Source organism: Rahnella sikkimica (genome assembly GCF_002951615.1).
GTDB classification, from domain to species: domain Bacteria; phylum Pseudomonadota; class Gammaproteobacteria; order Enterobacterales; family Enterobacteriaceae; genus Rahnella; species Rahnella sikkimica.
In genome coordinates this window covers 97,663-123,677 of sequence record NZ_CP019063.1, presented here as the reverse complement: position 1 = coordinate 123,677, position 26,015 = coordinate 97,663, and the positions used below count along the sequence as shown (strand labels likewise).

Annotated in this window: 17 protein-coding genes and 1 pseudogene; 5 read left to right on the top strand and 13 right to left on the bottom strand. The window is 54.2% G+C overall.

Features of this window, described 5'->3' with window-relative positions:
* Positions 1–35: 35 nt before the first annotated feature.
* The 11 genes from otsA to BV494_RS21930 form a co-directional block, all read right to left on the bottom strand.
* Positions 36–1,442 (bottom strand): alpha,alpha-trehalose-phosphate synthase, encoded by a 1,407-nt coding sequence (gene otsA, locus BV494_RS21980; protein ID WP_104924943.1) that lies wholly within the window; start codon positions 1,440–1,442, stop codon positions 36–38.
* Positions 1,439–2,233 (bottom strand): trehalose-phosphatase, encoded by a 795-nt coding sequence (gene otsB, locus BV494_RS21975; protein WP_104924942.1) that lies wholly within the window; start codon positions 2,231–2,233, stop codon positions 1,439–1,441. Before otsB ends, otsA begins: the two co-directional genes overlap by 4 nt.
* A gap of 196 nt (positions 2,234–2,429) precedes the next feature.
* Positions 2,430–2,783, bottom strand: coding sequence for an SLOG family protein (locus BV494_RS21970; RefSeq protein ID WP_104924941.1), 354 nt, complete (start codon positions 2,781–2,783; stop codon positions 2,430–2,432).
* Positions 2,784–2,813: 30 nt separating this feature from the next.
* Complete coding sequence (locus BV494_RS21965; RefSeq protein WP_104924940.1) at positions 2,814–4,481, bottom strand: Na/Pi cotransporter family protein; 1,668 nt, start codon at positions 4,479–4,481, stop codon at positions 2,814–2,816.
* A gap of 113 nt (positions 4,482–4,594) precedes the next feature.
* Positions 4,595–7,300, bottom strand: a complete 2,706-nt coding sequence (gene mgtA / locus BV494_RS21960) for a magnesium-translocating P-type ATPase (protein ID WP_104924939.1) — start codon at positions 7,298–7,300, stop codon at positions 4,595–4,597.
* Between the two features lie 319 nt (positions 7,301–7,619).
* Complete coding sequence (locus BV494_RS21955) at positions 7,620–7,865, bottom strand: hypothetical protein (protein ID WP_104924938.1); 246 nt, start codon at positions 7,863–7,865, stop codon at positions 7,620–7,622.
* 435 nt (positions 7,866–8,300) lie between these two features.
* Entirely contained in the window at positions 8,301–8,981 is a 681-nt protein-coding gene (locus BV494_RS21950) for an oligogalacturonate-specific porin KdgM family protein (RefSeq protein WP_104924937.1), read from the bottom strand.
* 66 nt (positions 8,982–9,047) lie between these two features.
* A complete protein-coding gene (locus BV494_RS21945; RefSeq protein ID WP_104924936.1) occupies positions 9,048–11,216 on the bottom strand; it encodes a right-handed parallel beta-helix repeat-containing protein in 2,169 nt (722 codons plus the stop codon).
* An 86-nt stretch (positions 11,217–11,302) separates the two neighbouring features.
* The gene (locus BV494_RS21940; RefSeq protein WP_104924935.1) at positions 11,303–12,868 is read right to left on the bottom strand and encodes an MFS transporter; all 1,566 of its coding nucleotides are present in this window, start codon (positions 12,866–12,868) and stop codon (positions 11,303–11,305) included.
* 378 nt (positions 12,869–13,246) lie between these two features.
* Positions 13,247–14,227 carry a VirK/YbjX family protein gene (locus BV494_RS21935; RefSeq protein ID WP_104924934.1) on the bottom strand — a complete coding sequence of 327 codons (981 nt, stop codon included), beginning with the start codon at positions 14,225–14,227 and terminating at the stop codon, positions 13,247–13,249.
* A 195-nt stretch (positions 14,228–14,422) separates the two neighbouring features.
* A complete protein-coding gene (locus BV494_RS21930; RefSeq protein WP_104924933.1) occupies positions 14,423–14,776 on the bottom strand; it encodes a winged helix-turn-helix transcriptional regulator in 354 nt (117 codons plus the stop codon).
* 122 nt (positions 14,777–14,898) lie between these two features.
* Between BV494_RS21930 and BV494_RS21925 the strand changes: the two genes are divergently transcribed.
* The gene (locus tag BV494_RS21925; protein WP_104924932.1) at positions 14,899–15,432 is read left to right on the top strand and encodes an NAD(P)H-dependent oxidoreductase; all 534 of its coding nucleotides are present in this window, start codon (positions 14,899–14,901) and stop codon (positions 15,430–15,432) included.
* Positions 15,433–15,500: 68 nt separating this feature from the next.
* Here the strand turns inward: BV494_RS21925 and BV494_RS21920 are convergent, their stop codons facing one another.
* Positions 15,501–16,583 carry an oxidoreductase gene (locus tag BV494_RS21920; RefSeq protein WP_104924931.1) on the bottom strand — a complete coding sequence of 361 codons (1,083 nt, stop codon included), beginning with the start codon at positions 16,581–16,583 and terminating at the stop codon, positions 15,501–15,503.
* Between the two features lie 197 nt (positions 16,584–16,780).
* Here BV494_RS21920 and BV494_RS21915 point away from each other — a divergent pair, with 197 nt between their 5' ends.
* Positions 16,781–18,028, top strand: coding sequence for an LVIVD repeat-containing protein (locus BV494_RS21915; RefSeq protein WP_104924930.1), 1,248 nt, complete (start codon positions 16,781–16,783; stop codon positions 18,026–18,028).
* Between the two features lie 27 nt (positions 18,029–18,055).
* Here BV494_RS21915 and BV494_RS21910 read toward each other — a convergent pair whose 3' ends face one another.
* Positions 18,056–18,967 (bottom strand): DMT family transporter, encoded by a 912-nt coding sequence (locus BV494_RS21910; protein WP_104924929.1) that lies wholly within the window; start codon positions 18,965–18,967, stop codon positions 18,056–18,058.
* A gap of 367 nt (positions 18,968–19,334) precedes the next feature.
* Between BV494_RS21910 and tssI the strand changes: the two are divergent.
* The 3 genes and pseudogenes from tssI (at position 19,335) to BV494_RS21895 (ending at position 25,952) form a co-directional block, all read left to right on the top strand.
* Positions 19,335–21,334, top strand: a pseudogene (gene tssI, locus BV494_RS21905) (type VI secretion system tip protein TssI/VgrG).
* A 2-nt stretch (positions 21,335–21,336) separates the two neighbouring features.
* Positions 21,337–21,774 carry a DcrB-related protein gene (locus BV494_RS21900; protein WP_104924928.1) on the top strand — a complete coding sequence of 146 codons (438 nt, stop codon included), beginning with the start codon at positions 21,337–21,339 and terminating at the stop codon, positions 21,772–21,774.
* Positions 21,775–21,788: 14 nt separating this feature from the next.
* Positions 21,789–25,952: an RHS repeat-associated core domain-containing protein gene (locus tag BV494_RS21895; protein WP_104924927.1), complete on the top strand. Its 4,164-nt coding sequence runs from the start codon at positions 21,789–21,791 to the stop codon at positions 25,950–25,952.
* Positions 25,953–26,015: the final 63 nt, after the last annotated feature.

Here is a 26,015-nt window from a genome sequence, read left to right as displayed (position 1 = left end):
AGCCCGCATTCCGGGGGCTGTGTTTAGAAAAGTGTTCAGGCGACGGCGTGGTGTGCGACGTCGTGGGGAGAAATCGCCTGCAAATCGTGCAAATAGGTTTCCCCCCAGTGGGCGATATCGTTTTCACGCAGCACGGCCATCATGGCGTTGTAGCGTTCACGACGCTCTTCCAGCGGCATGGTCAGGGCTTTATCGAGCGCGGCGGCCACATCATCACGGTCATACGGATTAACGATCAGCGCCGCCGTCAGTTCATTGGCGGCACCGGCAAACTGCGACAACACCAGCACGCCGGGGTCCTGCGGATCCTGCGCCGCCACATACTCTTTCGCCACCAGATTCATGCCATCGCGCAGCGGCGTGACCAGCCCGACGTCGGTCAGGCGGAACAGTTTCATCAGCAGGCTGCGCTGGAAATGCTGATTGAGATAGAACAGCGGCGTCTGGTTAAAACTGCCGTACTTCCCGTTAATCCGCCCGACTTCGGTTTCAAGCTGATGACGCAGCTCCTGATAGGCCTGCACATCGCCGCGCGACGTCGGCGCAATCTGGGAATACCGCACTTTGCCGCGATGCTGCGGGAATTTCTCAAGTAGCGCTTCAAACGCCAGAAAACGCTCCGGCAGCCCTTTGGTGTAATCCAGTCGCTCGCAGGAAATGATGTTTTTCGCTTCACGCAATTCGGGTTCCATCGCGGCCATTTTGGGCGGCAACGGCCCTTCTGCCATTTTGCGGATGCTGTCCGGCGCAATGCTGATCGGATAAACGCCGGTCTGGAACGTGTTGCCGAACGCCTGATGCAGACAGGTATTGGACGGCTGCAACGTGGTCAGTTCGCCGAGATTATCCAGAAATGCCTGCCGGTCGCTTTCGGTCTGGAAGCCCAGCAAGTCGTAGTGCGACATCATTTCCAGCAGTTCGTTATGCGGCGGTACGGCGTTAAAAATTTCGGGCGTCGGGAACGGAATATGCAGGAAAAAGCCGATGCGGTTCTTCACGCCAAGTCTGCGCAGCGCGGCGGCAAAAGGCAGCAAATGGTAATCATGGATCCACAAAATATCGTCGGGCTTTATCAGGGGTTGCAATCTTCTCGCCAGCAGATCATTGACGCGGCAGTAGCCTTCCCAGGCTTCACGCTGGTAATCCACCAGGTCGATGCGGTAATGAAGCGCTGGCCAGAGTACGGCATTGGAAAACTGGCAATAATAGAGATCGTAATCGTTTTGATTAAGCGGAACTGAGGCATAGGTGATGCCGTCTTCTTCCACCAGACTGAGATCATCGTCCTCTTCCCCTGAGATTTCACTGATTTCTCCGTTCCAGCCAAACCACAGGCCGGACGTATTTTTCAACGCATCCATGATACCGACAGCAAGCCCGCCCGCGGATTTTGACCCGTCAGGAATAGCAATACGGTTAGATACGACAACCAGGCGGCTCATGATTTTGTCTCCTTATGAGTAACGGTTAAGTGACGTTGTAACGATTCCAGCCACTGATGCACATCGCTGACCTGCGCCAGACGGTAGCGCGCATGGCTGAAACCCCCGCCGACTTTCACGGAAATCCCCTTCATGGCATTGACGACCTGGAAGCCCTTTTCATCAGTCAGGTCATCGCCGACAAATACCGGAATGCGCCCCGAGAACGGGGCCTGCTGCATGAAGGTGGTAATGGCGGAGCCTTTGTCATTGCCGCGCGGCTTGATTTCGACCACGCATTTACCGCGCTGAAGCATCAGTTCGGGATACGCGGCGACAGCCGATTCGGCCAGTTGCAGCACCTGCTGCTGAAAAGCCGGTGCCTGACGGTAGTGCAAGGCAAACGCCATGCCTTTGGCTTCGAGCAGCGTGCCCGGCATCCCGGCCATTCCCTGTTCGAGCTGATATTGCAGCGCACGCGCAACATCCTCCGGCAACGTTACGCGGTGCAGATTGTCTGCAAAGTCGCGCAGCTCAGCACCATGAACCCCCGCCGCCGGTAATTTCAGCGGCGCGGTAAGTTGATCAAGCTGTTCAACCGGACGCCCTGAAACCAGCGCCACAGCGCCGGATGTGGCCGCAGCCAGGGCTTTCAGGTTATCGCGAACGGCAGCGGGAAGGGTAACGTCGTCCGGCCCGGCGCAGATTTCGGCGAGCGTGCCGTCAACATCGAAGAAGAAAGCCGTTTTCCCGCCACTGAGGGCGGGGATCGGGGGCGTTTCTGTGGTGGTATCCTTCAGTTCTGTGGTCAATTTAATTCTCCTGTGTACGTAGCCGGTTGCGTTAAATTTCTATAAAAAGGAACAGAAATAATGCGGAGCAACCTCTCTACCCTCGAATAAATATAACCTCTTATAAAGCCTTTGCCGGGACTATCAGATTAATCCAGAAACCGGTTTCCCGAATATTCTGAAAAAAATTGCACTTAACTTCCGGTTTTTTTTTGCGTTAAAGATACTGTTCAATTTCAATCACTTTAATTCCTTTACTTTTCGCCAGCCCGATACAATCAGCGGTATCCTCTCCGCCTGAAAATGCCAGGATAATATCCGGGCGGCTGTCTTCTAACATAAAAATATTCCGGCGGATTTCAGCATATTTACCGTGTGTCGCCCAGCTGGCGGGATAGCGCACGATGTGAACACCTGCCTCCCGCGCCCAACGCTCGATTGCACCACCGGTGGACTGATGTCCTCCGTGGATCACAACGCGGATATTTTGTGATTGCGAATATAAATCCAGTACCCGCGTTAATGTACTGATACCGGCATAAAACCGTCCTGAACAAATAAGCACTCTCATGAAGTTTTCCTGTTGTTTTTATTATGGGATTCACGCGTCTGAATTATTGTCAACCCTTGCCAGTAATTCATCACCGCGCCGGTCAATAACGGGATAGGCCACGGCGGCAATATGGTGATGTACGCGGCGGTAATCCCGCAGAATACGCTGGAAAATATCGCCGGATTCCGCCCACGCATTTTTATCATCGCGCAGCTTTTTAAAATGCTCACGGCTGGCGGTGGCTTCAATCTGGCGAATCACCTCTTTTCGCGCCACCAGCTGATGCGCGGCGTCGTGGTCTTCGCCCAGAAACGCCGTCACGGCCAGACGCTGGCTGGTGAGGATTTCCGCGTGCAGCAGCGCAATATTGTTGCGTTCGAAATCACTGAACGTTTCGCCGCGTCGCGTCCTGCGGGCCGCCAGCTCCGCCAGGCTGCTGGAAAGAATGTCACCCGCATGTTCGACGTTAATCACGAACATCAGAATTTCCTGCGCGCGGTCGGCATCGGCATCACTCAGCCCGTCGTGCGCCAGATCGGCGAGATACGCCCGGATCGCCGCACTCAGCATATCCAGCGACTGATCCAGCTGACGGATTTCCGTGCGGCTGCCCTTTTCCGGGGTCTGAAACAGCACCTGCAACCGGTCGAGCATAATGTTGAGCATGTCCGCTGCGCGCAGGGATTCACGCACGGAATTGGATAAACCGATGTACGCAATATCCAGCCCGGTTTCGTCGAGATACACCGGCATACCCGGATCACCGGCGCGCGTTTCTTCCGGGAAAATACGCTCAAGAAAACGGGCGACCGGCGCGGTCAGGCCGATAAACACCAGCGCCAGCACAGCGCTGAACGCGGTATGAAACCCCACCACCAGCTGCGGCGTGGTGAGCGCCAGGTTGTCCGCAAGACGGACAAGCAAAGGCATAAAGGCCAGTGCCACCCCGCAACCGGCGCAGCGGATCAGCAGATTGCCCACGGGCAGACGGCGGGCGACGGCTGTTCCGGCATTCAGCACCGGCGGCAGTGCGCCACCGATGTTCGCGCCGAGCACCAGCACCATCGCAGTCACCGGCGTCATCACACCTGTCGCCGCCAGCGAGGCGATCAGTAAAATTACCGCCACGCTCGAATGGCAAACCAGCGTGAGGATCACCGCCACGGCCAGCGCGATCAGCGTATCGCCCTGTAAGCCGGACATCACGGCGCGGAACACCGGCGTGGATTCTATGTGTTCCAGTGTCGCGCCCAGCAGGCTCAGCGCCAGCAACATCAGCCCGAGGCCAATCAGCGCGCAACCGGCGCTTTCAAAGCCGGTATGGTCGCGCATTTTAAAGACGATATATCCGGTCAGCATCAGCAACGGAACCGCAATCGCGGTGTTGAAACTCATCAGCTGAACCACCAGCGTGGAACCCACGTTGGCACCGAGCATCACGGCCAGCGCGGGCGCGAGGCTCAGCGTTCCGGCGGCGGTGAACGAAGTGGCCATCAGGCTGACGGCGGTGCTGCTTTGCAAAAGGCAGGTAATGCCCACGCCGGACAGCAACGCCATCCCGCGATGTTTAAGATGACGCCCCATCCAGTGGCGTAACGGTGTCCCGAATCCGCGTTGCAGCGCGGAGGAAATCATGTGGGAACCCCACAGCAGCAGGGCAATCGCGCCTGCCAGGTTGATCAGTAAGGTGGTGCCAGATTGGGTTGTTGCAAACATAATCGCTCCCCTTTTTCAGGGTTGTCATTGTGAAGCGTAGTGCTCTTTTCAGTCTTAAAACGGTGCCGCAAAGCGCTGCGGCACCGGTCAGGTTTTAATGAAAAATCAGGACATCAGAACCACTGTTTAAAACGACGGATATAGAAGGTTTTCATTCCCTGTGCGACACAGCAGTACGCCAGCAGCGTACCGGCCAGCCACGGGAAGTATTGCCACGGCAGCGCCTGTAGCCCGACGATCGGCCCGAGCGGAGAAAACGGCACGTAAATACCGACTGCCATCACCAGCCCGGTCATCAGCATCACCGGCCACGCCGCCGTGCTCTGGATGAACGGGACTTTCTGGGTACGCAGCATATGCACCACCAATGTCTGGGAAAGCAGCCCTTCCACAAACCAGCCGGACTGGAACAGCGTCTGCATATGTTCACTGTTGGCGCTGAACACGTACCACATCAGGGCAAACGTCGTCATGTCGAAAATGGACGAGGTCGGGCCAATCCACACCATGAAACGGCCGATATTTTTGGCATCCCATTTACGCGGTTTTTTCAGGAACTCCTTATCAATTTTGTCCCACGGCAGCGCCAGCTGGGAGATGTCGTACATCAGGTTTTGCAGCAGCAACTGAATCGCCAGCATCGGCAGGAACGGGATAAACGCACTGGCGACCAGGACGGAAAACACGTTGCCAAAGTTAGAACTGGCGGTCATGTTCAGGTACTTCATGATATTCCCGAACGTTTCGCGCCCTTTCAGCACGCCCTCTTCCAGCACCATCAGGCTTTTTTCCAGCAGGATGATATCGGCAGATTCTTTGGCGATATCCGTGCCGCTGTCGACGGAAATCCCGACGTCCGCATCACGCAATGCCGGTGCATCGTTGATGCCGTCGCCGAGGAATCCGACCGTGTGGCCGTTGGCCTGCAAGGCTTTCAGCACCCGCGATTTTTGCAGCGGCGTCAGTTTGGCAAACACCGTGCGCTCTTCCACCAGCTCACGCAGCGTGGCGTCGTCAAGGCGTTCAATCTGCGGCCCGAGCAGCGGTTCACCCGGTTCTAGTCCCACCTGATGACAGATACGGCTGGTCACGACAGCGTTATCACCGGTCAGCACTTTTACGCCCACGCCGATATCACGCAGCGCCGCAATCGCCGGACCGGCAGATTCCTTCGGCGGATCCAGGAACGTCAGGAATCCTTGCAGGATCAGGTCATGTTCATCGGCAGCGCCGTACTGTTTTTTCGCCTCGCTTTTGCGGATGTCGCGGGTCGCCACCACCAGCACGCGGAACCCTTCCTGGTTGTAGTCATTTGCCAGCGCCAGCAGTGCCTCGCGGCGTGCCGGCGTCAGTTCCACCACCGCGCCGTTTTCCTGCATATGGGTGGAAATGCTCAGCATTTCTTCCACTGCGCCTTTACAGATCAGGAGATGATTTTCCTTTGCATCTTTCACCACAATCGACAGACGGCGGCGGACAAAATCGAACGGCATTTCATCGACTTTGCTGTAGCCCTGCGGACGGGTGAACGTAGAAACGCCATTTTCGGAAAAGTGCAGCACCGCCTGATCCATCAGGTTTTTGATGCCGCTCTGGTGATGGCTGTTCAGCCACGCCAGCGCCAGTACGGACTCATTTTTTGCACCTTGTGTATCGAGGTGGTGCTCAAGAATGATTTTGTCCTGCGTCAGGGTGCCGGTTTTATCGGTACACAGAATGTCCATCGCGCCGAGGTTCTGAATGGCGTTCAGGCGTTTGACAACCACCTTGCGTTTCGCCATCGCCATCGCGCCCTTCGCCAGATTGGCGCTGACGATCATTGGCAGCATTTCCGGCGTCAGCCCGACGGCGACCGCGACGGCAAACAGCAGTGCATCCCACCATTCGCCTTTCATGATGCCGTTGATCAGGAAGACCACCGGCACCATCACCAGCATGAAGCGGATCAGTAATCCGCTGACGCTGTTCACGCCGCGATCAAACGCCGTCTGTACGCGGGTGCCGACAATGGCTTTCGCCAGCGAGCCAAAATACGTTCTCGCCCCGGTCGCCACCACCACCGCCTGTGCCGTGCCGCTGACTACGTTGGTGCCCATGAAACAAATGTTGGGAATATCCAGCAGATTTTCATTTTCAGCACTTACGTCGCTGGCCGATTTTTGTGCCACATCGCCCAGCGTGTCGTACTTTTCAACCGGCAACGCTTCACCGGTCAGCACGGCCTGGCTGATGAACAGATCCCGCGATTCAATCAGACGGACATCCGCCGGGATCATATCGCCCGCATAAAGCTGCACGATGTCGCCGACGACCAGTTCGCGCATCGGGATTTCACGCAGCGAACCGGCTTTTCCCGTGCGGTCACGGCGTAACACCGTGGCCGTGGTTCTGACCATCGCTTTCAGCGCTTCGGCCGATTTCGCCGAGCGGTATTCCTGCCAGAAACGGACCAGTCCGCTCAGGCCCACCATCGTGCCGATGATGTAAACTCCGGTCAGATCCGTTTCTTCTCCGGCCCGCAGCGGGAACCAATAATCGGTGAAGAAGCTGATGACAGCCAGCACGGCTAACACATAGATGAACGGGTTGTTAAAGGCTTTCACCATCTGGACAAGCGGATGAGGCGGCTTGTCGTGTGCGACTTCGTTGTAACCTTCTTTCTCCAGACGGGTGGCGGCGCTGGCTTCCGTCAGGCCGTCACGGGTGGCGTTAACGTTAATCAGCGTCACCGCGACGCCGTTTTTTGCTTCCTGCGCGGCACGCATGGAGAGCGTCTGTTGTTTCTTTTTTTCGTGCATGGTGTTGTTTTGTACAGTCATGGTGGTGCTCCTGTCGCGCAACAATATGGGCGTAATATCCGTAAGCCTTTTTTCAGGCCGCAGAATATTGCCCGTATCGTCTGAGCGATCGGTGTTTTCATTTATTTTATGCAGGGCTATTCGCTGTTTATTTATAGATAAACAGAACAAGCCTTATTATGTGTCTTTTATTTCTGCTTCAGGATTCGCTGGCCGGAATTATTCTCTGAAATAACACAGTTGAAAAAGGTCAACGGAATTAAATCAGCAATATCCTGGCGGAAAACGGTCAGGCAGCAATAAGGACGAGATTCAGCGCGGCGTTAAACCACGGGCTGAATCATGCGGGGGATAACCGACTTTGAGGTTCTTCGCTTTCAGACATGATGCAACGCTGCTCAAGCTGGCCGGTCACAGGACTGACGCGCCAGTTGGTGACGCGAAGATTCATGCTGTTGATTTTATAAGAAAAAATTGAATGCGAGTCTTTGCCGCGCGCAGCCAGCACCCTGTCTCGGGACGGACGGACACGCAGAAGTGATGTCAGGGTTTTGACATCCGGATTAAGGATTGATTTGAAGTTCATAACACACCCCGGGACCGTAAACACTCAGGTTGAGGTGAGGTAACACAAGAGCATCAGGCTCTGGCGAGGCACACCCAAACGATGAAATGATCACAGTCGATTTCATGTTTAATATTCCGAAGCGCCGGTTCAGCGTCATTCGGGAAGCTACTAGATACAGTGTCCATTAGTCTCTTATGTTAAGTGAGGAAAGGCCGCAACTTCCGGCAGGTGCAATTTACGCATGCTGTATATTATTGTCAACCCGCAAAATCATTATTAATACGTCCCGTTTATGTTTGAGTGAAGAAACAACGACGTCATTATTCCAACCGGATGTTATAACTTAAACGAACATCAACGAGATTGTCATAAAAGTGAAACTCCCGCCGGAGTTTACAGGCAGGAGTTTATTACTGAGCACTTATTGACGAAGGCGTTATTTATTCCCCGAAATCAGAATGAGTATTGTATCCCCAAACGGAAACGCGTCTGACGTTCATCGGTGGTTTTTCTGACAGAGACATCACCAACCTGAACATATGGCGTCCAGTTTTTATTGATATTATAAGCGACCTTCAGATCCTGCTCATAATCCCATTTATCGTTGTCATATAAAATTTGATCGCTGTGTTTATAGATATAGTTATATTCAAAGCGCCAGTCGGCAAGGCGATACCCCAGCCAGATTTCGCCACGATTGGTTTTACGATCCTCGGTATTTTCCTTGGTATAGCGGGTATATTCATAACGGTAGCGGGCATTAAAATAAATGCCGTTGTCGAAGGTATATCCGGCGGTTAAAAATGGTTTATAGATGCTGCTGTCCGAGCTGGATTCCAGCGTAAAGCCCGGTTGCAGGAAGAACGCCGGTGTCACTTTATACTGATAGCTGATGGTGCTTTCAGTGCCGTTATCTACCAGATTATTAAAGGGTTTATTCTGGTTGTCACCGCCGGATTTCCACTTGGCTTCCAGTGAGAAACCAAAGCCGTTATCGAAGCGGTGTGAGACTAACGCCCTGTCTTTATGTTGTTTACTGTCATCGAGCCATTCATGGCGAAGGTCAATTGTTACGGCCTGGCTGCTGGCGCTGGCCAGCAGCAGACCGCAGATCAGCAGTCTGTTATTTTTCATTTTTTAAGCCCCAGAGATATTGAGTTTTTTATTTTATAAGTAATGCTTGTTATTCATCACGCCGCTTTATTTTTGTTTCAAAAAGTCAGCGTAATTAAATCCACCGTCAGAAAGACGGATAACCGGATCCGGCAACCGGAGAGAAATAAAATCTCCCGGCGTAATTTCTTTTTTTTGCGTATTCACACTTTTATGGTTCAGATAAAAATAGTTACTGTCATCGACATTACCGCTGACAGAATCGTCATATTTACCCGGCGAGGTGCGCAGCGAAACATTGCCTCTGAACACGCCCTGCTTATCCGCGGTGGTGTACGGCGACGGACGGAACAGGAAGTTGAAGCGTTTGTTGTCTACCGCGCGGTTGCCTTCCACGTAAAGCGCGCCGGGGTTGAAGTTATCGGTGAAGCCGTCCATGCCGTTTTCTACCGCCACGCTGTTCAGCACGCGGTGCGCAACCGGCAACCCTTCGCCACCGAGTTTGAATCCGTTGCTGCCGTTATGAACTGACAAACTGTTTTCAATCGTGACACTGCCGTTCGGGCCGTCTTCGATTTTGTTGAACAGATCGAATCCGTCATCCACGTTGTCATGCGAATAACAATTCACCAGGCGGTTGCCCTCGCCCACGCGCATTTTCACCGCAAAACCATCGGCATTTTTGCGTCCCGGATCCTGATTCCCCCAGGATTCAGAATTGCTGATCAGGTTATGGCTGGCCCACAGTGCGCGGCCAATGCCGTCCGGTGAGGCGACCCAGATGCCGGTATCGTCGGCGTGGTGAGCCTTAACGCGGTCGATGTGGTTGTGACTTCCGGCAATATGAAAACTTTTCTGCGTAACGGTAATACCCTGCACATTCCAGAAACTGGCCTCGAGTTTTAATCCGTTAAACACCGCATTTTCGCCCAGCGGACGCAGCGTTTTCTGTTTTGCCAGAGTGCCGCTGGCGGTTGCCGGGATCACGCTGGCCGGATAGTCCCCGTCCGCCAGCCACAAGGTTCCGCCTGGCGCTAACAGATTGACCGCGAGGGCGAAATCCAGCGGATGCGCCTGCGAACCATCGTTTTCAGCCGTTCCCTGCGGCGAGACATACAGCGCATCAGGATTGCTGACCCGCGCCATGCGAACTGCAAATTCCTGCGTCAGCGGTTTTCCGTTTTCCGGCGTGAACGTCACTTTCAGTGTGGTTGCGGGTTGACCGGCATGGAACGGCACGGCAACCACGTCGCCGCCCTGAACGGTTTTCTGCCTCAGCAGCGGTTTATTGCCTTCTTCGACCTGCAACTTGCCGTCGCCGTTGGTGCGCAGCTGGAAAACACTGTCGCGATGCGTAACGACCGGCGAAGACATGATTTCAATACGCGGCTTAAGTGACGGTGTCATGTAAGCCGCAGAAGGCAAAGAATGCGCTTCGCTGAGTGTCAGTTTCGCGTGGCTGACCGTGATTTTGGCATTGCGCGAGGCAAAGAAACCGACGTAATACCCGGTTTTATCCAGCTGTGTCACCCGGTCTGCGCCTTCAACGGATTTTACCGTCCACTGATCGCTGCCCTGCGGCGCATAGGCGACATCAAAACCGCTGTCCGTCCGCGTCAGCCGCAACGAGAAATGTGCGGGCGTGGTCAGCGGATGATATTCCTCGCGCACAATGCCGATACCGGTGTTGCCCCAGGGCTGTTTCACGCCCTGCCGTGCTATCAGCGCCACGACCGGCGGCTTATCGCCCACCGCCATCACGCTGTTCATCACCATATTTGACGCCGCCGGTAATTCCTCAATACCCGGTTTGGTGACAGGTTCACGCGGCGCGCCGAGAATGTCCCGCACCAGTAATCCCGCGCCTTCCTGACCGGCCGGTTTCGCGCCGTTTTCCGGGCCAAACTGATCGAGCGTGATATCCGCTTCCAGCTGGAAATTCGCCTCCGCGGGCAGACGCGTATAGAAATAGGTCAGGCCGTCGTGGCTGTTCCCCACTTTGCCGCCGCGGCTTTCCAGCGTGAACGGCGTGGTCAGCACAATACCTTCCGCCGGGATGGGTTTGTCATCCGCTGTGCGAACGTCGTTCATGCCGACTTTTTCAGGCAATACGTTAGTGGCAAAATTGACGTCGGTGGACTGACCAAAAGTGATGCTGTGCCAGCGCAGATTTTCCGGTTCAGGCAATGCGGCGGCGATGCATTGCGCGCTTATCCCCAGGGACAGCGCGACAATCGCCAGTTTGTGTTCCCACATAGATTTTCTCATCCTTAAAAAACACGGGATCGCTGGCCGGTGTTTCCCGGCCAGCCGGTGAGGTCAAATACTCAGTTATTCGGAGATTACGGCTGCTGCGTGGTGCCGGTCAGCGGTTTAGGCACATCCACATGAACGGCTGGCGTGTTGAAGATCTTGCGGCATACCGCGCTGTTGCCCCAGCATTCCTCATACGGATGTCCGATCAGCTCTTCCATCACCGCGCGGGCGTCCGGCTTGATATGGCCGATGGCACCGCCTGCTTTGATACGGGCCACTTCGCCGAGCACCACCAGATGCGTTTTACGGTTAAGTTTCATCTGATTACTGAACACCATTGCCATCAGCGCCAGGCCGATGACGCCGATACAGAACACCAGCGCAATCGCCATCACCGCGCTTTCCGGCTGGGTATGGGATTTGGACTGGAAGCCGTAGAAGCTCAGAATGGCACCCATCACAAACACGATCACCGAACGCATCAGCTTGCCGGAGAAGGTCATCGCACCGGCGTAGATCCCTTCGCGGCGGCGGCCGGTAAAGGCTTCATCCACATCGGCCAGGAAGGTGTAAACCGTCCACGGAATGTAGTACACGCCGCCGGTCCCGATACCGAAAATCACGGTAATGGTGAGCATTGCTACGGTGGCGTACTGCTGCGGCAGATGCAGGAAATGCAGCAGGCTGTAGCAAAATACGGAGAAAACGACGATGCCGAGCGCCAGAATGTAAGGCTTGCTGAAACCGTGTTTCACGCAGATACCGATGAAAATTGCCGTGGAGAACAGTTGCAGAATCGAGTTCAGGCTGCTCAGCCCGGCGACCATCGTCGGGTCATATTGCAGAACGAAAATGATGAAGTAGGTAAAGACCGACGCGAACAGCCATTCCGCACCAAAACCACAGAGATACATCCCCAGATGTTTACGGAATACGCGCAGGTGGAACGTCGATTTCATATCGCGAACCAGCGTCAGCATGGTTTTGCCGAGGCTCATTTTGGCCTCGTCCACCGGCGTGGTTTCTTCCACCGGGCGTTCCCAGGAAGACAAATACAGCAGGCCGATGGCAACGCACAGGATCACCCCGTAGGTCAGCGCCGTGAAGAAGAACGGCTGCGCGGAGTCTTTGCCGTAGATCAGAATGAACTGGCCGGGAATAAAGGCTGCGAGGAAGTTGGCCACTTTGCCGAAAATCGCTTTGTAGCCGGTCAGTTTAGAGCGCGCCGAAAAATCGGTGGTCATTTCGGTGGCGAGCGTTTCATACGGCACCATCACCGAGGTATAAATCAGTTCGAAGACGACGTAGGTGGACAGGTAATACCAGAATCCGAAGCCTTCGACCCACAGCAGCGGGTAGAACATCATCAGCGGTACGCCGAGTAATATGAAGAAGCGACGGCGACCAAAGCGTTTACCGAGGCGCGTTTTACCAAAATTATCAGAGAGGTAACCCATCAGCGGATTACTGATTGCGTCGATAATGCTCGCAACCGAGAAAATGGCCGATGCCTGAAGCAGCGTCAGGCCGCAAAACGTGGTGTAGAAGTACAGCAGCCAGATCCCGGCAATTGCCAGCGCCCCGCTGCCCAGTAAATTACCGCCGCCGTAGGCCAGCTGATGTTTAAATAAAATCGGTTTTTCTGTCTTCATGTTTCGTTCCGCCAGAGAGTTTTGAAATATGAACCGCTGTTTCGTTTTTATAGAGATAGCGTTTTATATAGGCGGAGCGAATGAATAGATGTGAATGAGTTCACATTTGAATGAGCTGAAGGCGATTTGTCCGAGAATTTTGCGATACGTGTAACATTCTCATCCATCAAATATCCACAATTCGCGAGAATGTTCAAATTGCATTAGTTTGGAATTGAATGATTTGCTGACTATTCCTCTGCGAAATCAGGACGTAACACCGGGGGGTTTATAGCGGATTGCTCATGTAAAGTCGTGCGGAAAAGGAGAAAAATAAGGCCAGTCCCTGGCCATGTTGCCTGCTACAGCGGGTCATTCTGAGCATAAATCGCCTGAGGATCAGGCTTTCAGCAGTGACGCTGTGCTTTCGCTGAGTTCATCGAGCAAGGTATAGCGTTTGCGGTACTCAGAACGCTTTTTGCTCGGGATCTCTTCCATCGTTTTGCGGGGTAATTCCAGCGGAACGTCATATAACTCCGGTGAATACACCGCTGCACTGATGGAGTCCCAGAATTCGTTATAGCTGGCGACAAAGACATTTTTCTTACGGTGACGGTAACGCAGGCTGCGGAAAACGTGTCCGGTATCGCTGACGGCCAGAATATTTTTCACACCGGATTGTTCTGCAATACGTTGCAGGCTTTCCAGTAACAGGCGTTTTGGAAACAGCCCGTAGCAGGATTTGGTCGCCTGTTTAATCACTTCATGCGGCGTAGAACGGTTTGCGCCTTGGAAACCGCCCACAACGATCGTCGCCCCTTCCGGACGTTGCACGACGCTGAACGTCAGCGCGGCAAGGCGCGTTTCACCCATGTACAGGAACATATTGGCTTCGCCTTCGCGCTCGGATTTACCGATGGATCCCAGCACCACGCGGAAGCTTTCGCCCTCTTTACCTGCAAATTGTGTGACAGTGTAACCGCCCGCGCTGAGCAAAGCGTTTTTCAGGGAAGCATTAGTGAGGTTTTTCACAAACTCGTAGTGATCGACCAGCGCATCGGCGCGTCCGGCGGAAGGCAAACCGAGATACAAATACGGTTTATGAATTTTGTTCGGCAGCTTAGTCTGCACACTTAATGCGTCCTGCCAGACCGGTTCGGTCGCCATCTTGTCGAGCACTTTGAGGGTGTCCAGCGGATGCAGCAAGGTTCGAACGGCGTATTTCACACGGAACATGCGGTTTTTCCACAATGCATCCGGAGAACGCGCGCCACTCAGCAGATCCATAAACAGAGTGAATCCACTGGCTTTTTTAGTGTTTTTTCCAGCGGTGTAATTTCCGCTGAGGGATTCGGTTTCGTTAAGGTGCGAGTGTTCCATGATTGATTTCCATTGCCTGAAATAATCACGGTATCACCCGATTTTTAAACAACTTTACAACGTGGATTTAAAGAAGACCGAGGGTTTAGGAATAAGTGCTGACTGTTTAGCTGTGGTTTACTTTACGCTTTCTTTACACAGGAACCCGATTTTTCTGCACATTCATCGGCTAAGTAATCTGGCGCTTTTAATCCGTCAGTTCAGCGGGTCATTGCTGTGGATGTTTCCCCACTCGCACATCATGTCTAAAACCGGGATCAGCGACTGGCCTCTTTGAGAAAGGCTGTATTCCACTTTTGGCGGAATTTGAGGATATTCCTTTCTGATGATCAAACCGTCGCTCTCCAGCTCTTTCAGCGTGAGGCTCAGCGTTCTGAATGAAATTTTCCCCAGACGGCGTTTTAGCTCATTGAAACGCACCACAGGCGTAGCCCCGGTCAGCGAGTAGAGAATGATCATTTTATATTTCCCGCTGACCCGCGAAAGCGTATAAGCAAACCCTGTTTCCTCCTGAAGTTCGCAGGGAATATCAACCGCTTCTTCATTCATTACACTATCCTTTTGTATAGTACCTATCGTAAATGACAGTATTGTACTTTAAATTAAAGCTCCCTATGATGCAAACATCAAACAGGCACTGAATTATTGTATCGAATAAAGGGAGATATTATTTGAAAACGCTCATTGTGGTTATTCATCCAAACCTGAATGAATCTGTTATTAATAAACGGTGGATTCGTGAATTAACGCAACACCCCGATTTATATACAGTCCATAACCTTTATCAGGCTTACCCTGACGGGAGTATTGATGTTCAAAAAGAACAGCAGTTAATTGAGCAACATGACAGCCTTGTTTTGCAATTTCCGCTGTACTGGTTTAACAGCCCGCCGCTTCTGAAACAATGGCTCGATGAAGTCTTCACCTATGGCTGGGCTTACGGCTCCAAAAGCGGGCACAAACTCAGAAACCGGAAGTTTTCTCTGGCCGTGAGCGCCGGTATTAAGGAAGAGGATTTTTCGCCTGAAGGACGTTACCAGCATTCACTAAAAGAAATACTTTTGCCTTTCGAAATGACGGCAAAATATGTCGGGGCAAATTACCTTCCCTTCTATGCTTTTTACGGCGCAGAAGATGGAATTTCGCAAGAAGAACTGGAGAAAAGCGCGAAAGGATATATAGATTATCTTCAGTCTTTTTCGTGACCGTCATAAAGTAAACCCGGCAAAATGCCGGGTGGTGTTATTTGAGGGGAATTAAAAATACCGGGCGTTTATTTATTCTCGACAAATTCCAACGCCAGACGCAGCTGTTCTGCACTGATATTTCCCGGCAGCAGATGAATCGACTCGCCCGGTTGCAAGGTGCGTTCGATCAGACGTGAAATCTGAGCTTCATCATGAATATCCACCTGCAACTGCGCCAGGCTGACCGGCAAGTCCAGCACGCGGTACAGCGCGGTGAGCTGTTGCACCACTTGCGGCTGATTCAGCAGCGCACTCTGCACCAGAATGCCGTAAGCCACCTTGGTGCCGTGCAGGAACGTGTCGGTTTGCGGCAGCGCCGTCAGGCCGTTATGCACCGAGTGCGCGGCGGCAATGCGGGTATACCGGTCACCTAATCCGCCGACCAGCCCGCCACCGGCAATAATAGCATCCAGTACGTTGAGGAAAGGTTGTGTCAGCAGGTTGTCGTCCTGCGCCTGCAACGCCGCTTCGCTTTCATTAAGCAGAACGTCGCGGATCGTCAGCGCCGTGTTCAGACCGAGCTGCACGGTTAACGGCAGCGTTTCCGGCTGCGGGCTGAGCACTACCGCTTCATACCATTTCGCCAGCGTATCGCCGATCCCGGCCAGCAGGTATTCTTTCGGCGCACGCAGGATAATGCGCGGCTCTACCAGCACCAGATGGTTGGCGTCGTTGAAAATTTCATACCGCAACGCCTGCCCTTCATCGTTGTACCACACGGAAAGCGGCGTCCAGGCGGCGCAGGTCGCGGCAATGGTCGGAATGGCAACAACCGGTAATCCGAGACGGCGGGCCACGACTTTTGCGGTATCCAGCACCGCGCCGCCGCCGATCCCAATCACGACCTGACGATCTTCCCCGCCAATCGCCGCAATGCGCTGCACTTCGGTTTCGCTGCAATGGGCGCTGAACAGTACGCGTTTTGCCTGCGATGCGCTGAAAGCGTCAGGCAGAAAATCCTGAGCCGCCGCCAGCGCACGTTCGCCGTAAATCCACAGCGCGCTATCCAGTTGTTCCGGTGAGTAAAACTCCGCCAGACGATCAATTGCGCCGGGGAAAGAAAAGTAGTTTGCGGGGCCGGTAACCACGCGGATATCAGTATCGCTCATGGGGAAATCCTTAATTTAGAAGCTGTTAACATCCTACGCCTGGACATCCGGATGGCTAATAATCTTTGGCATTAACTTATGCCTTTTAGTTCGTTGCCAATCCTTACCCCGTCATCAAAACTCGGACAATCAATTCATTAACTCTTTCCCCGTGGTTTGCCATCCTCGAAGCCAAAAATAAGAAACAAGGCCGGAACATGACAACGTATTCTCTACCGCAACCGGAGTACAGCCGCAACATGCGGCTGATCGGGCACAGCGATCAGGGCGGAAAACCTGACGGCGTGCAGGTAATGGTTCACCGTGGCTATGCCTATATCGGCCACATGGTGTCGCAGGGCTTTTCCATCGTGGATGTGCGCGACCCGAAAAATCCGCGCCCTGCCGGTTTTGTGGCGGCACCGCCGGGCACCTGGAACGTGCATTTACAGGCGCACGACGATTTGCTGCTGGTGATTAACGCGCGCGATTTGTTTGCCGATGTGCGTTTCGCCGATGAAAAAGTGTATTACACCCGTTCCGTCAGCGAGACGGTCAAAGGTACGCAACAGCGTGGCTGGAGCGCCGGTGTGCGGATTTTTGATATTTCGACGCCCGAACAGCCAAAAGAGATTGGCTTTCTCGGGCTGGAAGGCATCGGCGTTCACCGCATCTGGTATGTCGGCGGACGCTGGGCTTACGTGTCGGCACTGCTCGATGGCTACAGCGATTACATCTTCCTGACCATCGATCTGGCTGACCCGCGTCATCCGCAGGTCGCCGGGCGATGGTGGCTGCCGGGTATGCATACCGCAGGTGGCGAAACGCAAAGCTGGCCGGAAGGTAAACGCTACGCGCTGCATCACGCGATCATCAGCGGGGATACGGCGTATGCCAGCTGGCGCGACGGCGGCCTGACGCTGCTCGACATCAAAGACCGGACCGCGCCGCAGCTGATTTCGCACCGTAACTGGAGTCCGCCATTTGGTGGCGGTACGCACACCGCGCTGCCTTTGCCGGACAGGGATTTGCTGATCGTGCTCGATGAAGCGGTGCTGGATAATCAGGAAGACGGCGAGAAGCTGATTTGGGTATTCGACGTGCGCGAGCCGTCCAGTCCGGTGAGTATTTCGACATTCCCGCAGCCGGAAGAACGGGATTATGTCAGCAAAGGCGCGCATTTCGGCCCGCACAACCTGCATGAAAACCGGCCGGGCAGTTTTATCAGTTCGACGCTGATTTTCGCCACTTACCAGAATGCCGGTGTGCGCGCGTATGACATCAGCAATCCGTATCAGCCGAAAGAAACCGGTGCGCTGGTGCCGGCAGCACCGGCCAAAATGATGGATACCCGTCCCGGCAGGCCGCAGGTGATTCAGTCCTGTGACGTGTTTGTCGATGCGCAGGGCATCATCTACAGCACCGACTACAACGGTGGCTTGTCCATCATCGAGTATCTCGGGTAATTTTGCGCCGTGTCTGAACTTGTGAGTTTAAGACGCGGCGATTTTCTTTTCCGCCACCTTCTTCCCCGGACTGAGCACCAGCCACACCGCCAGACAAATCAGCACGCCGCCCGCAAAGAACCCTTCCGACAGCGTTTCGTTGAGCAACAGATAGCCCCACAAAATACCAAACGGCGGGATCAGAAACGTCACGGTCATACTGCGCAGCGGGCCGATATCGGCAATCAGGCGAAAATACAAAATATACGCCCAGGCAGTGCAAATGAAACCGACCGCCAGCACACACAGCCAGACCACCGGCTGCGCCCAGCTCACCTGCGCTCCGGTCGCGGAGGTGTACAGAAAGAACGGCAGCAGGAACAGCGTCGCGCCCAGCTGGCTGCCGGTGGCTACCAGTTTCGGATCCAACCCGCCGCGCTCGGAAATCCAGCGACGCGTCAGGAACCCGGCCACTGCATAACAGCTGGTCGCCACCAGACAGGCCACCACGCCCGCCAGCAACGACGACACGGATTGCGCCGCGCCAGTCGCGGTGAGCAGCGTAATGCCGAATAGCCCCAGCAACACACCGAGCGCCTTTTTGAGCGTCACGCTTTCATGGAAAAACAGCCCGCCCACGACCACACCCATCAGCGGCGTCGTGGCATTGAGAATGGCCGAATACCCGGCGGGCAGCCAGCGCGCGGCAAGGCAATACATCAGAAACGGCAGCCCGGAGTTGATCACGCCGAGCATTAACGCACTGCGAAATTTCCCCTGATACTCCCGTGGTGTGCGCAGCACGACCAGAATCACCACCAGCCCGACAAACCCAAACAGCACCCGTAAAAACGCGGTATTGATCGCCCCGAACGCCGGAGACGCCACCCGCATAAATAAAAAGCTCCCACCCCAGATAGCCGCCAGCAACAACAAACGGCAATAATCGCCACTTTTCATTCACTTCTCCTTTTAAATAGGGGGGACTGTATTGTTTGCCACAATATTCGTGAGCGGCGCTTCCCGCCCGTATTTCTTCTTAATTTTCGTTCCTCAGTGTAGCTAACCCCCTGACTTCTGCCCTCCTGCTTCTTGCTTTCTCATTCTGCAAATTCCCGGTTTAACAACGCGGAAAAATAGATCACTGACATTTTGTCCCTGCTGATTTGTGTGAGCCAAGTCATGGATAAACCTTCAAAGTCAGTTTAGTTTCTTTGTCCTGATTGAATTTATCTATTTGAATTTATTGTATTTATTTCAGTGATGCATTGTCTCAAAAATTACTTTCTGATTAATGAATGACCCCGAATGATAAAGGAATAGCAATATGGCGATTAATGGAACGCGCTTCACTTTCACCGCAGGCAGCACGGCAAAAGACACCTTCGCCGTCGTGAATTTTCACCTTTCACAACGTTACTCCGAACTGTTTACGTTGAATCTTACTTTAGCCAGCAGTGACCCGGCGGTTGGGTTCGAAAAGGTACTGGACGAAAACGCGACACTGACTATCTGGCAAGGGGAAGAGATTAAACGGCGGGTCCGCGGCATCGTGACGTTTTGTGAGCAAGGTGATAGCGGCAAACATCAGACACTCTACAGGATGACCATCCGGCCTAATTTCTGGCGCAGTTCCCTGAGAACGAACTGCCGCAGTTTTCAGAACCTCGATATCCGCAGTATTTTCCAGCCGCTGCTGAGTGAAATGGAAGTGGTTAAATACGACACCCTGTTTCGAGCCCCCACGGTGTACGCGAGTTTTGCGTGCAGTTTATGGAAACGGATTACGACTATATTTCCCGCTTATCTGCTGAAGAAGGGATCTTCTTTTATGAACAGGAGTATCTGGAAGCCAGCGACCAGAAGCTGACGTTTGCAGATAACTGCTCTGCATTAACCGGCATCGGCTCCCTGCCTTACAACCCAAATACTGCCTCCGAAGCCGACACTTACTGTATCAACAACTTCCGTCGCAGCGTGCGGATCCGGCCTTCCGAAGTTGTCACTCAGGATTACACCTTCACCGCTCCCAACTGGCAGGCGCAGTATCAGGAGCAACCGTCAAAAATGAAATATCAGCATGACCTGTACAAGATTTTCGACTATCCGGGGCGTTTTAAAGATGAACAACACGGCGCGGACTTCGCCAAATATCAGATAGAAGGCTGGCGCAATAACGCCGATGTCGTGGCCGGCAGGAGTAATACCCCCGAACTCTCTCCGGGTGTCTGCTTTGCGTTAACAAACCATCCACGTGAAGATCTGAACGTGAACTGGCAGGTCGTCTCAAGCGAGATGAGCGGCGATCAGCCGCAGGCGTGGATCGGCAACGAAGGTCAGGGAACGACGCTGGTTAACGAATTTGAAGTGATCCCGTCTACCCAAACCTGGCGGTCGATGCCGCACCCGAAACCGCGCGTTGACGGCCCGCAGACCGCGATTGTCACCGGGCCTCCGGGCGAAGAGATCTTTTGTGACGAACACGGTCGCGTGCGGGTGAAGTTTGCCTGGGACCGTTATAACAAAGCCGACAACTACAGCTCATGCTGGATCCGCGTATCGCAGGCATGGGCGGGCACCGGTTTTGGCAACATCGCGGTGCCGCGTGTCGGACAGGAAGTGATCGTCGATTTTCTTAACGGCGACCCCGACCAGCCGATCATCACCGGACGCACCTATCACGCCACAAACCGCGCACCCGGCGGCCTGCCCGGCACTAAAACCCAGATGGCGATCCGTTCGCAAACTTACAAAGGCGACGGCTATAACGAGCTGATGTTCGAAGATGCGACCGGCAATCAATTGTTGTCGATGCAGGCGCAGAAGGACATGAAGACCAAAGTGCTGAACGATCAGGCGCTCACGGTAGACCGGCATCGGGTAAAAACCATCAAAGGTAATGAAATCAACACCATTAAGGGCTATCGCACAAAAATTGTTACGGGTAATGAAACAAACGCCATAGAAGGATTTCAAGGCTCGACGGTGAAAGTCGGGCAGTCAGCCGCTGTGCAAGGGGATGTCGCTCAGTTAACGGGAGGAACGCACACCAGTCTCGCCGTCAAGATCGTCACGATAGGATCCGGGGAACTTATCCGCCTTGAATGTGGCGAAAGTGCGCTGGAGTTACATGCCAGCGGAGCCATCAACCTCAAAGGTAAAAGCCTGAATGTCACCATTGAAGGCAACGGCGTTATTAATACCCTCGGCGGCGTGCTGGGTCTGAACCCGTCCTCTCCGGGCTCCCCGGCAAGTGCGCCGGGTGAAAGCTACAAAGAATCCATTCAAAACAGCATCGATGGAATTTTCAACAAGGAAAGTGAGTGATCATGAATCTCTACCGCACGGACGAATGCACCTTCCCGCTGCCTGACGGCAACAACTGGCTGGACTGCAGCCTCAATATTTTCCGGAATACTCAGGATAATTCTTCTCTGATTGTCAGTCGGGGCGTTATCCCCACAGAACGGACTTTTGAAGAAGAACTGGATTATCAGTGGTCACTCCTGCTCGGTAGCGTGGAAGTTCTGCACTCAGAGCCGCGTCTCCCCCGCCTTCTGCCTATGTCACCCGGTCTGCACGCGCTGGAAAAAGATTGCCACTTCAGGCGGGGATCTCATCGCCATTATCAGCGCCAACTGGCCATTTATCGCGCTGAGCGGCGGGACATGCTGATTTTTACCTGCACAGCACTACAACCTTTCACTGATGAGCAGAACCTTTACTGGCAAAAACTTTGCCAGTCATTGTGTCTGACTCAATCCTGACCGGGGAGCACATCATGGCTGATGAACATGCTGCCCGTCTGGGTGATGCCATTATTCATACCAGCGTAATGGCCGATATTGCTGCGGTTGCGATTCAGGGGATAGTGCTGGTCGCCGCCGGGACCATCGTAGCGGGTGTTGCCTATGTTGCTGCCCCGATTGTAGCTGTGGGTAGCTTAGCGGCTACCGCGCTCGCTGCTGCCGGAACTTGTCTGGGGTCCGGGCTGATTGCTGGTTTCGTTCTTGAGGCCACGGGGATGATGGATGAGGTCATCAGCGAGAGTGAGGGGCTGGCGAACATGATGTTCCCGCCATCACCTGCGGGCGTTATCACCACCGGTGCGCCTGATGTATTGACCAATGACATTCCAGCCGCGCGTGCAGCCGGACGTTTGCTCAGCACCACCGAACAGGCCGGATTACCGCCAGAACCTGAAGGCGAACGGGATTACGTCGCCATGCTGCTCAATGGCATTAAGGCCATCGGGGTGGAGCTGATGAGCCCGACCGTTGCGCTGCCTCCGGGGCCGGTTGCACCATCCAATCAGGATATCGTCCTGTGCGAAAAACATCCTCCTGCTCCTCCGCAATATCTTGCGGAAGGTTCTTCTACCGTCTCCATTAATGATTTGCCCGCCGTGCGGGGTAACGACCGCACCACCTGCGGTGGCACCGTTTCAACGTCAGCATCGCCTAATGTCACCATCGGCGGCGCGGCGGTTGTCGTGCGCCCTATTTCCAGTGGAAAAGTGCCGGGGCTCGATTTGTTGGTGGCGGTGAGCATGTTGGCGATGGGCAGCCCCTCGAAAATGTTCAGAAGACTACCGTGTCTGCTTTTGATGATGGGCGCAGGTATGTTGAGCAGTAAACTGGCGGCTTCGATGCAATCGGCCTTTATGCCCGTGCATGCGGCGACAGGCGCAAAAGTGCTGGCGGGTGAAGAAGATCTGGATTTTGTTTTACCGGCACGTTTCCCTCTTCGCTGGCAACGTATTTACAGCAGCTGCAACACCGCCGCCGGAATGTTTGGCACCGGATGGCGAACCTCTTTTGAGACGCGCATTACCCTTGAAGGCGAAATGACCTGTTTTCATGACGAAAGCGGGCGTGAATTACGCTTTGCCTCGCTGGCAGCCGGTGAACGTAAAATTTATCCCGACTCTGGCCTGCTGGTGGCCGCCGGGGATGAGGGGCAGATTCTGGTTGCCGATCTTGACGGCAGCGTCTGGCGTATGTATCTGCCTGACCCTCAATCAGCCGGAAATCTGCAGCTGACGTCATTGTGCGATGAATACGGCAACGGTCTGTTGTTGCATTATGACGCACAGGGAAAACTCGCTGAGATCAAAGACACAGAAAATAGCCTCAGCGTCAGCCTGCATTATCAGATTGCGTCACACCCACAGCGTGTCACACAGATCACTGACACCAGCCGCGATAATCCCCGCACGCTGATGACTTATGGTTACGGGCTGACCGGCCAGCTGGCAAAAGTGACGGACGCCGCTGACGTGGTGCTTCGTGAGTTTGATTACACCGCCGAAAGGCTGATGGCGTGGCATATTTTGCCATCAGGTTTGCGCAGCGAATACCGCTGGCAGCTTTTTGAAGACGACTGGCGGGTTATTTCACATGTCACCAGTGCGGGAAGACGCAGCACGATCAGTTACGACATGACTCAGCGGATCACACGGGTTGAGGAGTCTGACGGCATGACCCGCGAGCACCACTGGAACGCAGAATATCTTGTGGAGCGTTTTATTGATGAAGCGGGTAACGCGTGGTGTTACGCGTGGGATGAAAATCAGCAACTCACCCAAACCGTCGCGCCGGACGGTGCAACGCAGCAATTTCTCTACGATGCCTCCGGCAACCTCGTCAAAGAGATCGACCCGGCGGGTGGCATATCTCACACGATTTGGCTTGAGCAGCAGTCAAATCCCCGTCAGTTCATCAACCCGCAGGATGGCGTATACAGCCTGCAATATGACGCCTGCCACGGTGTCATTGCGGAAGAAGACGAACTCGGGCACATCAGCCGTTATGAACGTGATGAATTTGGTCAGGTGACGGCTTATATCAATCCGCTGGACGGCATCAGCCGTTTTTTATGGAATGAACGCGGTCAGTTGACGCAGGCGCAGGATTGCTCGGGACATACCACGCTTTATACCTACGATGAGCATTACCGGCAGGTCTCTGTGACAGATGCCACCGGGGAATCACGGCATTACGCGTACGATGCTGCCGGGCGGATATTGCGGGTGACGTCGGCAGAGGAACGGACGGAACACGCGCTTTGGGATGAAAAAGGCCAGCTTGTCGGGCTGAAAGCCGCTGACGGAACATTGCGCGAGTATGGCTATGACCGGGTCACCGGTCAGCTGAGTTTCAGTCGCGATGCACTGGGTGGAACAGTCTCCCGTACTTACGATCCGCGCGGACGGCTGATCCGGCTGATGAATGAAAACGGAGAAGCCTACGGTTTCAGCTGGGGTGAAAACGACAGACTGACCGAAGAGCGCGGCCTCGACGGCGTGGTCACCCGCTATGGATATGACCTCTGTGACCGGAGCAGTAACAGAACGTTTGCCGCTAGCACCGATCAGGCGCTGCCCCACCATTTCACACGCAATCTGCTCGGGCAAATTGTCACCCGGCAAACGCCGGACGGCATCACGCAGTATCAGTACGACCGTCTCGGGCAACTGACCGACGCCCTTTTCGCCCCAAAAGACGGCGGAGAACCTGAACGCCTCTTGCTGGCCTACGATCCCGCAGGTCAGTTGTTGTCTGAACGGGGGCGCAACGGAGACGTTAACTACCGGTATGACGCGCTGGGTAACCGCAGCGCGGTAACATTACCGGATGGTCGTTCGCTGAAAACGCTCTATTACGGCAGCGGACATGCCCTGCAGGTGATGCTGGATTCACAGCTGATCACTGAATTCAGCCGTGATGCGCTGCACCGTGAAACAGGCCGGACTCAGGGCGTTCTGCAAACCGGGCGGCGTTATGACCGTCATGGGCGGGTCAGTGAACGCTGGACTGGCCGGACGCCTCATTCCGCTCTGGCGCAGTCGAAAGAGAGCTGGCATTACGACCTAAGGGATAACCTGACTCTGGTACATCAGAGCACGACGCATTTTCGTGCCCGACGCTACACCTATGATGCCGCCGACCATCTGATCGGTCGCGAAGGCCCGGCCCCATCACCGCAGTACTACCGGTATGACCCGGCATCCAATCCGCTGGATACAACGATAAATGTCGGACTGTGGCCGCATAACCTCGTTATGCAGCATAACGAATGCGATTATCGGTACGATATTTACGGCAGAACGACGGAGAAAACCACCCACGGTGAACGCTGGAAGTACCGCTATAACAGTGACCATCAGCTGATTGAGGTGTTGCATCAGCCGTTCAGCCACACGCGGCCTGAATGCGTGGTGAATTTCAGCTACGACCCGCTCGGCAGACGCATCAGCAAGCGCGTACGCTACCAGCGGATGGATCTCGTCAGCTTTGAGCCTGAGAAGTACCAGCCCGCAGACATCCAATTTTTATGGGAAGGCCCGCGCCTGCTGGCCGAGTTCAGCGGGAGCCGCACGCAGGTTTACGCCTACAGCGATCAGAACAGTTATGCCCCGCTCGCCAGAATCGACGGCACGGGCGTTGAAAGTAAAATTTATTATTTCCACAATCAGGTCAACGGCCAGCCAGAGGCGATGACCGACAGCGAAGGAAAGGAGTGCTGGCGCGGCGAGCCAGACAGTTGGGGCAAAATCAAAGGCGAAACACACCCACGAGAAATCGCAACCGGCGGCCCGCAAAACCTGAGGATGCAGGGTCAATATCTCGACAGAGAAACGGGGTTACATTACAATTTATACCGTTATTACGACCCCGATAACGGACGATTTACCCAACAAGATCCGATTGGTTTGCTGGGTGGATTGAATTTAAACCAGTATGCCCCGAATGCCTTGGGGTGGGTGGATCCTTGGGGGCTGAGTTGCGGGTCAGCGAAAGGAAATGGTAGTTTTACTGAGCCTAATTTACCACCTAAGGTTGTAGCTCAGCAGGGGGATATAACAATTGTTCACTATACCCGAAGTGGTGATCATGGACCTGCACATCTGCATGTTAAGGGGGGGGGCCTGAAACAAAAATAGGGCAAGCAGGGAAACCAATTAAAGGTTCTCCTGTACCCACATCGAAACAACAAGCTGTAATTG